This is a genomic window from Ottowia beijingensis (assembly GCF_013423955.1).
Taxonomy (GTDB): Bacteria; Pseudomonadota; Gammaproteobacteria; order Burkholderiales; family Burkholderiaceae_C; genus Ottowia; species Ottowia beijingensis.
Genome location: NZ_JACCKX010000001.1, coordinates 320,564 through 334,262 on the forward strand (window position 1 = coordinate 320,564; position 13,699 = coordinate 334,262).

Below are 13,699 nucleotides of genomic sequence, written 5' to 3' on the forward strand. Positions count from 1 at the left end.
GCGACGCCGCGATGCAAGCCATACACCGCAAGGCGCTGCGCGATCTGTGGCTGATGCGCGGGCAGGCGCTGGCCATCGCGCTGGTCATCGCCTCGGGCATTGCCATGCTGGTGATGTCGCAATCCACGCTCGAATCGCTGCGCGACACGCGGGCGCTGCTGTATCAGCAATACCGCTTCTCCGACGTGTGGGCGCAGGTCAAGCGCGCGCCTGAACATGTGGCCGAGCGTGTGGCCACCCTGCCCGGCGTGGCCGAGGTGGAAATGCGCGTGATCACCAGCGGCAAGCTGCAGGTGCCCCGCTTTGGCGAACCGGCAGAAGCGCTGGTGCTGTCGCTGCCCGACAGCGGTGAGCCGCTGCAGAACCGCCTGTACCTGCGTGCCGGCCGCATGCTGGCCCCGTTTGCGCACGGTGAGGTGCTGATCAGCGACGCCTTTGCGCAGGCGCACGGACTGAAGCCCGGCGACCGTCTGCGCGCCACGGTGTACGGGCGCTCGCAATGGTTCACCATAGTCGGCATCGCGGTTTCACCCGAGTACCTGTACCAGGTCAAGCCCGGCGCCATGCTGCCCGATTACAAGCGCTTCGGCATCGTGTGGGCGCACCGGCGCGCGCTGGAGGCGGCACTGAACATGGACGGCGCCTTCAACCAGCTCACCGCCACGCTGGTGCCCGGGGCCAACGAGCGCGAGGTGATCGACGCCATCGACCGCACGCTGGCGCGCTATGGCAGCCGCGGCGCGGTGGGCCGGTCAGAGCAGCAGTCGGCCGCCATCCTGAACGACGAGTTCAAGCAGCTGGCCACCATGGCGCGGCTGTTTCCGGCCATCTTCCTGGGCGTGGCCGCCTTCTTGCTGAACGTGGTGTTCAAGCGCCTGATCGGCATGCAGCGCGACCAGGTGGCCATCCTCAAGGCCTTTGGCTACAGCACGCTGCAGGTGGCGCTGCACTACGGGCTGATCGTCACGCTGATCTGCGCGCTCGGCACCGTGCTGGGCGTGGCCCTGGGCGCCTGGCTGGGCACCCACCTGGCGGGGCTGTACCAGGCCAACTTCCGCTTTCCGTTCCTGCACTTTTCCATCGGCCTGCCGGTGGTGGCCCTGGGCGCCGGCGTGAGCCTGCTGGCGGCGCTGGCTGGCACCGGCTATGCGGTGTTTGCCGCCGCGGGCGAGCCGGTGGCGCAGGCCATGCGCCCGCCCGCGCCGGAGCGCTTCAGGCGCACGCTGGTGGAGCGCCTGGGCCTGACGCGCTGGCTGTCGCAGCCTACGCGCATCATCTGGCGCCAGCTGGAGCGCCGGCCCGGCATGGCGTTGATGTCCATCATCGGGCTGGCGCTGGCCGGCGGCATCATGCTGATGTCCAGCTTTCAGACCGGCTCGATCAACTTCATGGTCGAGCACACCTTCCGGCTCGGCCAGCAGCACGACCTGTCGGTCACCTTCATCGAAGCCAGCTCGCGCCAGGCCGCGCACGAGTTGCGCGCGCTGCCGGGCGTGCAGCATGCAGAAGGCATCCGCACGGTGGCGGTGCGCCTGCGCCATGAAAACCACCACGTGCTCAGCAGCATCGAAGGCCTGCCCCCAGCAGCACCTTGCGCAGCCCGGTCGACACCGAGATGCGCCGCGTGACGCTGCCGCCCGGCGGCGTGGTGCTCGGCGACTACCTGGCCAAGCGCCTGCACGTGGGCGTGGGCGACAGGGTGCAGGTGGAAGTACTCGAAGGCCGGCAGAAGCGGCTGGAACTGCCGGTCACGCAGCTGGTGGAAGAGTTCCTGGGCCTGCGCGCCTACATGGATCTGGACGCCCTCAACCGCGCGCTGGGCGATGGCGACGTCATCAGCGGCGCGCTGCTCACCGTGGCCCCCGAAGCCCAGACCCGCGTGCTGCACGAGCTGGACCGCCGCCCGCGCGTGGCCGGGGCCGAGTCGCGCCTGGCCGCCATCAACTCGTTCTACGACACGCTGGCGCAGACCACCCGCCTGTTCAGCTGGATGGCTGCGCTGATGGGCGCGATCATCAACTTCGGCGTGGTCTACAACTCGGCGCGCATCGCCCTGGCCGAACGCGGGCGCGAGCTGGCCAGCCTGCGTGTGCTGGGCTTCACCCAGAACGAAGTGGCCTACATCCTGCTGGGCGAGCTGGCCTTGCTGGTGTTGATCTCCATCCCGCTCAGCTTTGCCGCCGGCTACGGCCTGGCGTGGCTGCTGGCGCAGGGCATGCAGTCGGACTCGAACCGCGTGCCGGTGGTGCTGACGGCTTCGGGCTACGCGATGGTCGCGCTGGTTACCGTGGTCAGCGCCGTGCTGTCGTCGCTGGCGGTGTACTGGCGCATCCGGCAGCTCGACATGATCGGCGTGCTGAAGACGCGCGAGTAGCGTTCGAGCACCCAGGTAATTAAAATATTCATTGCATTCATCAAAGGCACCGCCATGACCTCTTTGAGCATCACCATGAAGGGCCAAGTCACCCTCAAGCGCGACCTGTTGCAGCACCTGGGCCTCAAGCCAGGCGAGCGCATCGAACTCGACAAGCTGCCGGGCGGCGAGTTGCGCCTGCGGGCAGCACGGCCGGCCGGCACCATCGACAGCTTCATCGGCCGGCACAAGGGCAGGCTGAAAAAGCCGTTGACCATCGACGAGATGAACGACATCGCCGCCGCCGGCTGGGCGGGCGAGCCGTGAAAATCTCCGTCGACACCAATGTGCTGGTGCGTGCCGTGCTGCAAGATGACGCCAGCCAGGGCGAAGCCGCCGCCACGCTGCTGAGAAGCGCGTCGCTGATCGCTGTGTCCCTGCCCTGCCTGTGCGACTTGGTATGGGTGCTGCGCCGGGGGCCAAGCTGTCCGTCGCCGATGTGGCGTTGACCATCCGCGACCTGCTTGGCGCGGGCAACGTGGTGATGAACCGTCCCGCCGTCGAGGCTGGCCTGGCCGTGCTGGAGGCGGGCGGCGACTTCGCCGACGGCATCATGGCCTACGAAGGCGAATGGCTGGGCGGCGAAACCTTTGTGTCCTTCGATCGCCAGGCCGTGGCGTTGTTGACCCAGCAAGGACAGGCCGCGCGCCTGCTGGACTGACCTGATCAAGACCCCAACCCATGACCCGCAAGACCATTTATTGGCTGCTCGCCGCCGTGGCGCTGGCCGTGCTGGCGTGGGCGGCGATGCGCGAGCCGGTGCAGCTGGCCAGCACCGCGACCGTCACGCGCGGGCCGCTGGAAGTGAGCTTTCAGGAAGAAGGCAAGACGCGGCTGAAACAGCGCTACGTGGTCACCGCGCCGGTGGCCGGCATGGTGCGCCGCATTGCGCTGCAGCCGGGCGACGCGGTACGCGCCGGCCAGGTGCTGGCCGAGATCGAGCCGGCCACCAGCCAACTGCTTGACCCGCGCTCGCGCAGTCAGGCGCAGGCCGAACTACGCGGCGCCGAGGCGCAACTGGCCGCCGTGCGTCAGCGCATCGGCGCCGCGCAGGCCGCCGACCGGCTGGCGCAGACCGACCTGCGCCGCGCGCAGACGCTGCAGGGCGCCGGCGCCGTGTCGCAGGAGTACCTGGACAACGCCCGCGCCCGCGCCACCTCGACCGGCGCTGAACTCGCCGCCGCCCACGCCGACGAGCGCGCCGCCACCGAGCGCGTGAACGCCGCGCGCGCCCTGCTGGCCGACGAGGGGCGCGCCAGCGGCACGGCCAAGGTGCTCACGGTGACCGCGCCGGTGGCTGGCCGCGTGCTCAAGCGCCCGGTGGAAAGCGCCACGCCCGTGCCCATCGGCCAGGTGTTGATGGAGATCGGCGATCCGGCGCTGCTGGAGATCGAGGCCGAGGTGCTGTCGACCGACGCCGTGCGGCTGGCGCCCAGCCTGCCGGCGCGCATGCTGCGCTGGGGCGGCGAAGGCGTGCTGCAAGCGCGCATCGCCCGCATTGAACCCGGCGGCTACACCAAGGTGTCGGCGTTGGGCGTGGAAGAGCAGCGCACGCGCGTCATCCTCGACTTCGACACCCCGCGCGAGCAGTGGGCCGCGCTGGGCGATGCCTTCCGCGTGGAGGTCGAATTCATCGTGCAGCGCGAAGCTGACGTGCTGTAAGTGCCCGGCAGCGCGCTGTTCCGCACGGGCGACGGCTGGGCCGTGTACCGGCTGGAAGGCGGCAAGGCGCGGCGCACGCCGGTGAAGATCGGCCTGCGCTCGGCCACGGCGGCGCAGGTGCTGGAGGGGCTGGACGCGGGCCAGCGCGTGATCGTGCAGCCCGACGACCGCATCGTGGACGGCACGCGGATCAGCGCGCCTTGATGGAAGAAGTGCTTGATGAGCCACCAGTCTCGGACACTGTTGTGGGAGCGGGCTTGCCCGCGATGAGGCGCCTCGCCCCCACGAGCGCTTGATCGCGGGCAAGCCCGCTCCCACAGTGCGGATGCGCTCCGCGCCGCATCCGCGACGTCTGGATGATCAACAAAAAGTGCCTATAACGCCCGTCCAGACTGCGCGAACAGCTATCGTTACCGTAGCGAATCGTCCTGACGGGAGTCGCGGTCTCGCCCGTCCGCGCGGCTTTGCCAGGGCCAGCGCCCTTCCAGTTCCACCTGCAGCGCCATGCTGAGAAAGGTGCGGATCAGCACGATCACGCCCAGCACCAGCACGCCGTCCAGCGTGGGCGTGATGGCCACGGTGCGGATGATGTCGGCGGCGATCAGGATCTCCAGCCCCAGCAGGATGCCGCGTCCCAGGTCCTGCCGCAGCATGCGAAAGCCGTCGGCGCGTGCACGCCCGGTGGTGGCATAGCGCACCGCCGCCACCAGCAGGCCGACCACGATGGCCAGCACGCCGGCGGCGTCGATGACGATGCCGACGGCCTCGATGACGGTGCGGATTCGGTCATCACGAAGCCTCCTGCTCGCGCCTCAGGCGCCGTCCAGCCGGCCCCGGTCCAGCCGCAGCGCACGGCCGCAACGCGCCGCCAGCGCGTCGTCGTGCGTGACCAGCACGAAGGCGGTGCCGTGGTTGCGCGCCAGCTCCATCATCAGCGCGAACACGGCATCGGCGGTGGCGCGATCCAGGTTGCCGGTAGGCTCGTCGGCCAGCACGCAGGCCGGTTGCGTGACCAGCGCACGGGCGATCGCCACGCGCTGGCGCTCGCCACCCGACAGCTCGGCCGGGCGATGGTGCACGCGCGAGGCCAGGCCCACCTGCCCCAGCATGCGCTCGGCCACCCTGGCGGCCTCTTCGCGCGACTGGCGGCGAATCCACAGCGGCATGGCCACGTTCTCCAGCGCGCTGAATTCGGGCAGCAGGTGGTGGAACTGGTAGACGAAGCCCAGGTGCGTGTTGCGCAGCGCGCCCTGCGCGGCGGGCGACAGGCCGGAAAAATCATGCCCCATCAGCCGCACGCTGCCGGTGGTGGGCGCGTCCAGCCCGCCCAGCAGGTGCAGCAGCGTGCTCTTGCCCGAGCCCGACTGACCCACGATGGCCAGCGTTTCGCCGGCGTTCACCGCCAGATCGACGCCGTGCAGCACCGTCACGTCGAGCGGGCCTTCGTGGAAACGCTTGGTGACGGCCTGTGCTTCCAATACGGCCTTGGCACTTGCAGAATACGCGTGGACAGCTTCTGAATTCATAGCAACCCTTCACAAGGGCTGCGCAGCAAGCCCTTTCTGGCGGCCGCGGAGCAGGCCACGCCGGAACGCCGTGGTCGGGGTCCCCCGACCACCAGCGTTGTCCCCTCCGGGGATGCCGCGTGAGCGGCTCAGGGGGAGCCGTTACTCATAGCGCAAAGCCTCCGCGGGATTCACGCGGCTGGCGCGCCAGCTTGGGTAAATGGTCGCCACGAAAGCCAGCAGCAGCGAGATCACCGCGATCGGCACGATGTCGCTGGCCTGCGGGTCGCTGGGCATTTTGCTGATCAGGTAGATGTCCTTGGGCAGGAAGCTGGCGCGGAACACGCCTTCCAGGAAGGGCACGATGACGTCGATGTTGAAGGCGATCAGCAGCCCCAGCGCCAGCCCCGCCAGCGTGCCGATCACGCCCACCAGCGCGCCCTGCACGATGAAGATCTTCATGATGCTGGCCGGGCTCGCCCCAGCGTGCGCAGAATGGCGATGTCGGCGCGCTTGTCCTGCACCGTCATCACCAGCGTGCTGACCAGGTTGAACGCGGCCACGGCCACGATCAGCGTGAGGATGATGAACATCATGCGCTTCTCGAGCTGCACGGCGGCGAACCAGGTGCGGTTCTGGCGCGTCCAGTCCAGCAGCAACAGATGGCCGCTCAGGCTGCCGGCCAGCTGGTCAGTCACCTGTCGCGCCTGGTGCAGGTCGCGCAGCTTCAGGCGAATGCCCGTCGGCCCCTCCAGGCGGAAGATGCGCGCGGCGTCGTCCATGTGCAGCATGGCCAGTGCCGAGTCGTATTCGTAGTGGCCGCTGCTGAAGGTGCCCACCACCGTCATCTGCTTCAGGCGCGGCACCACGCCGGCGGGCGTGACCTGGCTGCTGGGCGCGATCAGCGTCACCTGGTCGCCCTCGCCCACGCCCAGCTTGCGCGCCAGGTCGCTGCCCAGCAGGATGCCGAACTCGCCCGGCACCAGCTTGGGCAGCAGCGTGTCGCGCATCTCGGCGGCCACGTCGGTCACGTTGGGCTCCAGCGCCGGGTCGATGCCGCGCACGATGGCGCCCTGCATGGTCTCGCCGCGCGCCAGCAGGCCCTGCGCGCCGATGAAAGGCGCGGCGCCGATCACCTCGGGTGCTGGCGCACCTCGGTCAGTGTGCGGGCCGGGTCGGGCAGCGCGCCGCCATCGGGCGAGAACACCTCGACGTGCGAGATCACGCTGAGCATGCGGCCGGCCACGTCCTTCTGAAAGCCGTTCATTACGCTCAGCACGATGATCAGCGCCGCCACGCCGAGGGCGATGCCCAGCATCGACGCCGCCGAGATGAACGAGATGAAGCCGTTGCGCCGCGTCGCCCGCCCGGCGCGCGTGTAGCGCCAGCCGAGCAGCAATTCATAAGGCCAGCGTTGGGACAGGGACATGGGATCGGGTGGCAGGGCGCGCGGAACGGGCCTGGAGGCAAAGGGGGCAATTCTCGCATCCTCCACAATCCGGCCGTGCCCGAGACTTTTCACCTGCTGATTGCCGACGCCCACCCCTGCTGCCCGAAGGCAGCGCCCTGCCCGCGCTGCCGCCGCTGCCCCGGCTAGAGGCGCTGCTCAGGCGTCTGCAGGTCAGCGACACCCTCACCTGCGACGACGACGCGCCCGACACCCCCTCGAGCGCGCCCTGGCCCACGCCCACGGCCTGCCCGGCGCGCCCGGCCAGGTGCCGTGGGCGGCGTTCGACACCGCTACCCTCGGCACGCCCTGCGCCTGGCTGCGGCCCTGCCACTGGCAGCTGGGCATGGACCACATCACCCTGCTGCCGCCCAAGCAACTGCTGTTGACCGAAGCCGAATCGCGCGCCTTGCTGGCCGCCGTGCAGCCGCTGCTGCAGGAAGACGGCCTGACGCTGACCTACCAGCGCCCCGACGCCTGGCTGGCGCAGGGCGAGCTGCTGCGCGGGCTGACCACCTGGTCGATGGCGCGCGCCGCGCAGCAGCCGCTGACGCGCGAGGTGCTGTCGCACGCGCCCACACCCGCACAAAGCGCGCACCTGCGCCGGCTGCAGAACGAGCTGCAGATGCTGCTCTACACCCAGCCCGTGAACGATGCGCGCGAGCAGGCTCGGCAGCCGCCGGTGAACGCGCTGTGGACCGAAGGCGCGGGCGTGCTCGACCACGCCATCGCCCCCAACCCGGCCGTGCAGGTCGATGCGCGCCTGGCCCCCGCCGCCACGCCCGACCTCGCCGCCTGGCAGGCAGCGTGGCAGGCCATCGACGCCGACAGCGTGGCGCAGCTCGCCCAGCAACTGGCCGCGGGCGCCGACGTGCGCCTGACCCTGTGCGGCCCCCGCCGCGCCATCACGCTGAAGCGCGGCACCGGGCTGGGCTTCAGGGTTTCAAGCCTTTTCAGCCCCCAGCGCTTATCCAGTCTGCGCGAGCAGCTATGAATATTGATGCAGGAGCGGGCTTGCCCGCGATGAGCGGCGGATACGAACGGTGCGCCCCATCGCGGCCACGGCCGCTCCCACAAGAAAACCACCCGCTTCCATGAAGATTGAAATCCGCGACGTTCCCCCGCGCCGCCTGGGCGCTGGAGCAGGCCGGCGTGCACCCGCTGCTGGCGCGCCTGTTCGCGGCGCGCGGCGTGACCAGCCGCGACGAGCTGGACGACGGCCTGGCGCGCCTGCTGCCGCCCGCGGGCTTGAGAGGCGTGCAAGAAGCCGCCGTGCTGCTGGCCGATGCCATCGCCGCGCAACAGCGCCTGTGCATCGTGGCCGACTACGACTGCGACGGCGCCACCGCCTGCGCCGTGGGCATCCGCGGCCTGCGGCTGCTGGGTGCGCAGCATGTGAGCTATCTGGTGCCCGACCGCGTGGTCGACGGCTACGGGCTCACACCGCCCATCGCCGAGCGCGTGGCGGCCCAAGGCGCCGACGTGCTGATCACGGTGGACAACGGCATCGCAAGCGTCGAGGGCGTGGCGCGCGCGCGCGAACTGGGCCTGAAGGTGCTGGTGACCGACCACCACCTGCCGGGCAGCGAGTTGCCTTCGGCCGACTGCATCGTCAACCCCAACCAGCCCGGCTGCGATTTCGAGAGCAAATCGATCGCCGGCGTGGGCGTGATGTTCTACGTGCTGATGGCGCTGCGGGCCGAGTTGCGGCAACGGGGCGCTTTCGACCAGGCCACACAGCCGAAGCTCGATGCCTTGCTGCCACTGGTGGCGCTGGGCACCGTGGCCGACGTGGTGCGGCTCGACGCCAACAACCGCCGCCTGGTCGCGCAGGGCCTCAAGCGCATCCGCGCCGGGCAGTTGCCGGTGGGCCTGTCCGCTCTTTTTCCGTAGCTGCCCGCGCAAGCCAGAAGGCGACCACCTTCGATTTCGGCTTCGCCCTGGGCCCGCGCATCAACGCCGCCGGCCGCCTGGCCGACATGACGCTGGGCATCGAACTGCTGCTGACCGACGACGCGGCGCGCGCCGACGAGCTGGCGCGCACGCTCGACGGCATCAACCGCGAGCGGCGCGAGATCGAGGGCGGCATGCGCGAGCAGGCCATGCAGATCGCCGAGGGGCTGTTCGATGTCGAGGATGAACCACCCAGCGCTATCGCCGTGTTCGACCCCGACTTCCACGAAGGCGTGGTCGGCATCGTCGCCGCGCGGCTGAAGGACCGGCTGCACCGCCCCACCTTCGTCTTCGCCGCCAGCAGCGCGCCAGGGCGCGAGCACGAGCTGAAGGGCTCGGGCCGCTCGATCCCCGGCTTTCACCTGCGCGATGCGCTGGATCTGGTGGCCAAGCGCCACCCGGGCGTTTTGTCTAAGTTCGGAGGCCACGCCATGGCCGCCGGCTGCACGATTGCCGAAGAACACTTCGACACCTTCGAGCAGGCGCTGCAGCAGGTGGCCGCCGAATGGCTGGACGCCGCCACGCTGACGCGCCGGCTGGAGACCGATGGCCCCCTGCCGCCCGAATACCGCCGCCCCGACATGGTGGACACGCTGCACCGCGAGGTGTGGGGCCAGGGCTTTGCGCCACCGGTGTTCAGCGAGGAGGTGGAAGTGATCAGCCAGCGGCTGGTGGGCGAGAAGCACCTGGCGCTGAAGCTGCGCCACCAGGGCCAGCCGGTGGACGGCATCTGGTTCGGCCACACCGAGCCGTTGCCGGCGCGGGCGCAACTGGCCTTCCGGCTGGAGGCGGACGAATGGCAGGGCGTGCGGCGCGTGCGGCTGTTGGTGGAGGGGTCGCTGGCTGAGCCTGCGCGTGCGTGGCGGGTGGGGCTTTTGTGGGAGCGGCCTTGGCCGCGATGGGCTTCGTGGGGGTGGCAGCGCTGCATCGCGGCCAAGGCCGCTCCCACAAAGACAGGGAGACACGCATACTCCCTCATAAACACGCCGCCAGCGCCCGTTCAGAAAGCGCTACAAGCAGATACTCCCTATTCACCCTCCCCCACTGGGGAGGGCCGAGGTGGGGGCCGGGGTGGGGGCCGCGCCGCATGCACCACGACAAGGAGTTGCCCCCATCCCTGCCTTCCCCAGAGGGGGAAGGAGTCACAGCGTGACGGCAACGCTCGCTCTGCCGAAGCCACATACCCCTCTATATTCAGGCCGCCAGCGCCTGTCCAACAAGCTCTGCAGGCAGATACCCCCTATTCACCCTCCCCGCTGGGGAGGGCCGGGTGAGGGCCGCGCCGCATGCGCCACGGCAGGTGCGGCCCCCATCCCTGCCTTCCCCCAGCTGGCGAAGTCGCCGCAGCGCCGCGGCGGCGCTCACTCCACCAGGATCTTGTTGTCCTTGATGACCTTGCCCCACTTGTCGAATTCGGCCGTGACGTAGCGGCCGGTTTCCTGCGGCGTGCGGTAGCCGGCGTAGCAGCCGGCGCCGACCAGGCGGTCCTGCACTTCCTTGATGGCCAGCACGGCCTTCAGCTCGGTGGTCATGCGCTCGATGGCGGCGGCGGGCGTGCCCTTGGGGGCCATCATGGCGCCGATGGAGACGGCCTCGAAGCCGGTGAAGCCCTGCTCGGCCACGGTCTTCACGTCGGGCACGATGCTGACGCGCTTGGGCGAGCCGACGGCCAGCGCGCGCAGCTTGCCGCTCTTGATGTGCGGCAGCGCGGCGACGAGGTCGGAGAACATCACCGGCACCTGGCCGCCCAGCAGGTCGTTCATGGCCGGAGCGCTGCCCTTGTAGGCGATGTGCTGCGCCTGGAAGCCGCCCTGCTGCTTGAGCAGCTCCATGCTCAGGTGGCCAAAACTGCCGGGGCCGGCGGTGGTGTAGTCGAGCTTGCCGGCACGCGCCTTGGCCTCGGTGATCAGGCCGGCCAGGTCGGTCACCTTGGGCAGCGACGCGGCGTTGACGACCAGCACGATGGGCAGGTCGTACACCATGCCCACGGGCAGCAGGTCGTTGACGGGGTGGAACTGCGCGCTTTTGTACAGGTGCGGCGCCAGCATGGTGGGCGTGGCCAGCATGACGAAGGTGTAGCCGTCGCCGGGGGCTTTCAGCACCTGCTGGTAGGCGATGGAGCCGGAGGCGCCGGGGCGGTTCTCGATCACCACCGTCTGGCCCAGGCGCTCGCCCAGGTATTGCGCGGTGATGCGCGAGCCGGTGTCGGTGGGGCCGCCGGGCGGCCAGGGCACCACCAGCTTGATGGGCTTGGTGGGCCAGCTTTGCGCGCGCGCCCACGCCGGCCAGCAAGGCGCCGGTGGCCACCAGCGCGCTGCGGCGCGTGACGGTGAAGCGCGAGGGTGTCGATGGCTTGTGCATGTCTCAGGTCTCCTGTTTACTACAAAACAAAGAGCTGCCGGCGCTTGCTGGGTGGGCACTGGCGGCCGAAATCAATCAAAAACCTCACACCACGCCGGCTGCGCGCAGGGCGTCGACACCGGCGGCATCCAGCCCCAGGCGCTCATGCAGCACGGCGGCGGTGTGCTCGCCCAGCATGGGCGGCGGCAGGCGCACCGGCATGCGCGCGCCCTCGAAGCGGTAGGGCGGCGCCTGCACCGGCACGGGGGTGCCGTCGGTCAGCTGCGTCTGCAGCACGCCGCCAGCGGCCTGCGTGCGAGGGGATGTCAGCGCCTCCATCACGCCCAGCACCTCGCCGCAGGGGATGCCGGCCTGGGCCAGCGCCTCGAGCAGGTCGTGGCGCGGGCGGCGGGCCAGCTCGGCCTTGATGAGCGGCAGCAGCTCGTGCCGGTGGATGGAGCGTGCGGCGTTGGTGGCGTAGCGCTCGTCCTCGGCCAGCTCGGGGCGCTGGATGACGTCGCGGCAGAAGCGCTGGAACTGCGCGTTGTTGCCCACGGTGACAACCAGCGGGCCGTCGGCCGCGTCGAACACGCCGTAGGGCACGATGGACGGGTGCGCGTTGCCGTACTTGGGCGGATCGGCCTGCTGGATCAGCGCCTCCATGCCGTAGTAGACGGACAGCATGATGCCGCAGTCGTGCAGGCACAGCTGCACGTGGCGGCCCTGGCCATTGCGCTCGCGCGCCCACAGCGCCGCCAGAATGGCCTGCCCGGCCGACATGCCGGTGAACAGGTCGACCATGGCCACACCGAACTTCAGCGGCGCCTGGCCCTCCTCGCCGTTCAGGCCCATCAGGCCGGTTTCGCCCTGCACCACCAGGTCGTAGCCGGGGCGCGCGGCCTCGGGGCCGGTGGGGTCGTAGCCGGTGATCGAGCAGTACACCAGGCCGGGATGGGCGGCGGCCAGGGTGTCGTAGTCCAGCCCCATCTTCGCCGTGCCGCCGAACTTGAAGTTCTGGATCACCACATCGCTTTGCAGCGCCAGCTCGCGCGCGATGCGCTGGCCCTCGGGCTGCTGCAGATCGAGCGTGATGGACCGCTTGTTGCGGTTCATGCTGTTGAAGTAGGCGCTGTTGCGCGCGCCGGTGCGCACGCCCCAGTCGCGCGTGTCGTCGCCGCGCGCGGGGTGTTCGACCTTGACCACGTCGGCGCCCAGGTCGCCCAGCACCTGCGCGGCCAGCGGGCCGGCCAGCACGCGCGACAGATCGAGCACCCGCAGGCCCGAGAGAGGAAGAGAAGCGTTCATGTGTTTCGCGAAGATACGGCCAGCCCGGCCGCGCCAAAATGACTCAGCATAAGCTAATGCCGCGATCCGTCTAAGCGCCGATGCGACAATACGGGGTTTCCCCATTTGTCTGCCGCGCCTGCCGCGCGCCTTCAGCCCATGGCCGCCTTCGACGACGAAAAGTTCTCACCGTCCACCACTGGACGGACCGCCTGTTCAGCTTCACCACCACGCGCAGCCAGAGCCTGCGCTTCTCGAACGGCCACTTCACCATGATCGGCCTGCGCGTGAACGGCAAGCCGCTGCTGCGCGCCTATTCCATCGTCAGCCCCAACTACGAAGAGACGCTGGAATTCCTCAGCATCAAGGTGCAGGACGGCCCGCTGACCAGCCGCCTGCAGCACATCCAGCCGGGCGACAGCATCATCGTCGGCCACAAGCCCACGGGCACGCTGCTGATCGACTACCTGGTGCCCGGCAAGCGGCTGTACATGTTCGGCACCGGCACCGGCCTGGCGCCGTTCATGAGCATCATCCGCGACCCCGACACCTACGAGAAGTTCGACGAGGTGATCCTCGTGCACGGCTGCCGCCTGGTCAGCGAGCTGGCCTACCGCGACTACATCACCAACGAGCTGCCGAAGCACGAGTTTCTGGGCGAGATGGTGAGCCAGCAGCTCAAGTACTACCCCACGGTAACGCGCGAGCCCTTCCCCACGCAGGGCCGCATCCCCGACTTGATCGAAAGCGGCCAGATGGCGCGCGACCTGGGCGTGCCCCAGCTCAATCCGCAGGTCGACCGCGTGATGCTGTGCGGCAGCCCCGAGATGCTGAAGTCCATCAAGGCCGTGCTGGAAGCGCGCGGCTTCAACGAAGGCAACACCACCACGCCGGGCGACTTCGTGGTGGAGCGGGCGTTCGTGGAGCAGTAAAGCCCGCGCGGCGCGGGTCTGCTCATGGACCTCGCTTCGGTATTGATAGTGGCTTGCGCAGTGCCTGCAACGGTTTCAAGCCAAAATCCTTTGAAATCGTTTGGTGACCGGCGCGGCCAGCTATCATTTTTGCTTGATCATCCAGTAAGTCCCAAGTGAAGCG

The 13,699-nt window shown here is 69.4% G+C and carries 11 protein-coding genes and 4 pseudogenes; 10 read left to right on the top strand and 5 right to left on the bottom strand.

Annotation, left to right across the window (positions count from 1 at the left end):
- Window positions 1-11: 11 nt before the first annotated feature.
- Genes H0I39_RS01600 through H0I39_RS01620 form a run of 7 tightly spaced genes read left to right on the top strand, consistent with a single transcriptional unit; the run spans window position 12 to window position 4,279 of the window.
- Window positions 12-1,628 carry an ABC transporter permease gene (locus tag H0I39_RS01600; protein WP_257645552.1) on the top strand — a complete coding sequence of 539 codons (1,617 nt, stop codon included), beginning with the start codon at window positions 12-14 and terminating at the stop codon, window positions 1,626-1,628.
- Window positions 1,625-2,374 carry an ABC transporter permease gene (locus tag H0I39_RS21310; RefSeq protein ID WP_308645733.1) on the top strand — a complete coding sequence of 250 codons (750 nt, stop codon included), beginning with the start codon at window positions 1,625-1,627 and terminating at the stop codon, window positions 2,372-2,374. The genes H0I39_RS01600 and H0I39_RS21310 overlap by 4 nt, the downstream gene beginning before the upstream one ends.
- 54 nt (window positions 2,375-2,428) lie before the next feature.
- Window positions 2,429-2,680 (top strand): AbrB/MazE/SpoVT family DNA-binding domain-containing protein, encoded by a 252-nt coding sequence (locus tag H0I39_RS01605; RefSeq protein ID WP_180549337.1) that lies wholly within the window; start codon window positions 2,429-2,431, stop codon window positions 2,678-2,680.
- A complete protein-coding gene (locus H0I39_RS24535) occupies window positions 2,677-2,862 on the top strand; it encodes a PIN domain-containing protein (RefSeq protein WP_257645553.1) in 186 nt (61 codons plus the stop codon). Before H0I39_RS01605 ends, H0I39_RS24535 begins: the two co-directional genes overlap by 4 nt.
- Window positions 2,853-3,074, top strand: coding sequence for a PIN domain-containing protein (locus tag H0I39_RS24540; RefSeq protein WP_257645554.1), 222 nt, complete (start codon window positions 2,853-2,855; stop codon window positions 3,072-3,074). Before H0I39_RS24535 ends, H0I39_RS24540 begins: the two co-directional genes overlap by 10 nt.
- 20 nt (window positions 3,075-3,094) lie before the next feature.
- A complete protein-coding gene (locus H0I39_RS01615) occupies window positions 3,095-4,075 on the top strand; it encodes an efflux RND transporter periplasmic adaptor subunit (protein WP_180549338.1) in 981 nt (326 codons plus the stop codon).
- Entirely contained in the window at window positions 4,076-4,279 is a 204-nt protein-coding gene (locus H0I39_RS01620; RefSeq protein ID WP_180549339.1) for a permuted SH3 domain-containing protein, read from the top strand. It abuts the gene before it with no gap.
- Between the two features lie 206 nt (window positions 4,280-4,485).
- Here the strand turns inward: H0I39_RS01620 and H0I39_RS01625 are convergent, their stop codons facing one another.
- The 3 genes and pseudogenes from H0I39_RS01625 to H0I39_RS01635 all read right to left on the bottom strand — a co-directional run bounded on the left by H0I39_RS01625 (window position 4,486) and on the right by H0I39_RS01635 (window position 7,009).
- The gene (locus tag H0I39_RS01625) at window positions 4,486-4,809 is read right to left on the bottom strand and encodes a DUF1622 domain-containing protein (protein ID WP_308645734.1); all 324 of its coding nucleotides are present in this window, start codon (window positions 4,807-4,809) and stop codon (window positions 4,486-4,488) included.
- Window positions 4,810-4,887: 78 nt separating this feature from the next.
- Window positions 4,888-5,601: a lipoprotein-releasing ABC transporter ATP-binding protein LolD gene (gene lolD / locus H0I39_RS01630; RefSeq protein ID WP_180549340.1), complete on the bottom strand. Its 714-nt coding sequence runs from the start codon at window positions 5,599-5,601 to the stop codon at window positions 4,888-4,890.
- 141 nt (window positions 5,602-5,742) lie between these two features.
- Window positions 5,743-7,009 (bottom strand): annotated as a pseudogene (locus H0I39_RS01635) (lipoprotein-releasing ABC transporter permease subunit).
- 286 nt (window positions 7,010-7,295) lie between these two features.
- On the opposite strand from H0I39_RS01635, the gene H0I39_RS01640 reads away from it, so the two are divergent.
- Together H0I39_RS01640 and recJ are read left to right on the top strand one after the other, a co-directional pair.
- Entirely contained in the window at window positions 7,296-8,021 is a 726-nt protein-coding gene (locus tag H0I39_RS01640; RefSeq protein ID WP_180549341.1) for a phosphoglycerate mutase, read from the top strand.
- A gap of 100 nt (window positions 8,022-8,121) precedes the next feature.
- Window positions 8,122-9,819 (top strand): annotated as a pseudogene (gene recJ, locus H0I39_RS01645) (single-stranded-DNA-specific exonuclease RecJ); the annotation flags it as partial.
- Between the two features lie 522 nt (window positions 9,820-10,341).
- Here the strand turns inward: recJ and H0I39_RS01650 are convergent.
- Both H0I39_RS01650 and H0I39_RS01655 read right to left on the bottom strand, forming a co-directional pair.
- Window positions 10,342-11,341: pseudogene (locus H0I39_RS01650) on the bottom strand (Bug family tripartite tricarboxylate transporter substrate binding protein).
- Window positions 11,342-11,425: 84 nt separating this feature from the next.
- The gene (locus H0I39_RS01655) at window positions 11,426-12,625 is read right to left on the bottom strand and encodes a CaiB/BaiF CoA transferase family protein (RefSeq protein ID WP_180549343.1); all 1,200 of its coding nucleotides are present in this window, start codon (window positions 12,623-12,625) and stop codon (window positions 11,426-11,428) included.
- Between the two features lie 138 nt (window positions 12,626-12,763).
- Between H0I39_RS01655 and H0I39_RS01660 the strand changes: the two are divergent.
- Window positions 12,764-13,536 (top strand): annotated as a pseudogene (locus H0I39_RS01660) (ferredoxin--NADP reductase).
- Window positions 13,537-13,699: the final 163 nt, after the last annotated feature.

Excerpts from the sequence above, each read along its gene's own strand:
- H0I39_RS01600 (WP_257645552.1), top strand. The coding sequence starts at position 12 with ATGCAAGCCATACACCGCAAGGCGCTGCGCGATCTGTGGCTGATGCGC.
- H0I39_RS01605 (WP_180549337.1), top strand. The coding sequence starts at position 2,429 with ATGACCTCTTTGAGCATCACCATGAAGGGCCAAGTCACCCTCAAGCGC.
- H0I39_RS01615 (WP_180549338.1), top strand. The coding sequence starts at position 3,095 with ATGACCCGCAAGACCATTTATTGGCTGCTCGCCGCCGTGGCGCTGGCC.
- lolD (WP_180549340.1), bottom strand. The coding sequence starts at position 5,601 with ATGAATTCAGAAGCTGTCCACGCGTATTCTGCAAGTGCCAAGGCCGTA.
- H0I39_RS01655 (WP_180549343.1), bottom strand. The coding sequence starts at position 12,625 with ATGAACGCTTCTCTTCCTCTCTCGGGCCTGCGGGTGCTCGATCTGTCG.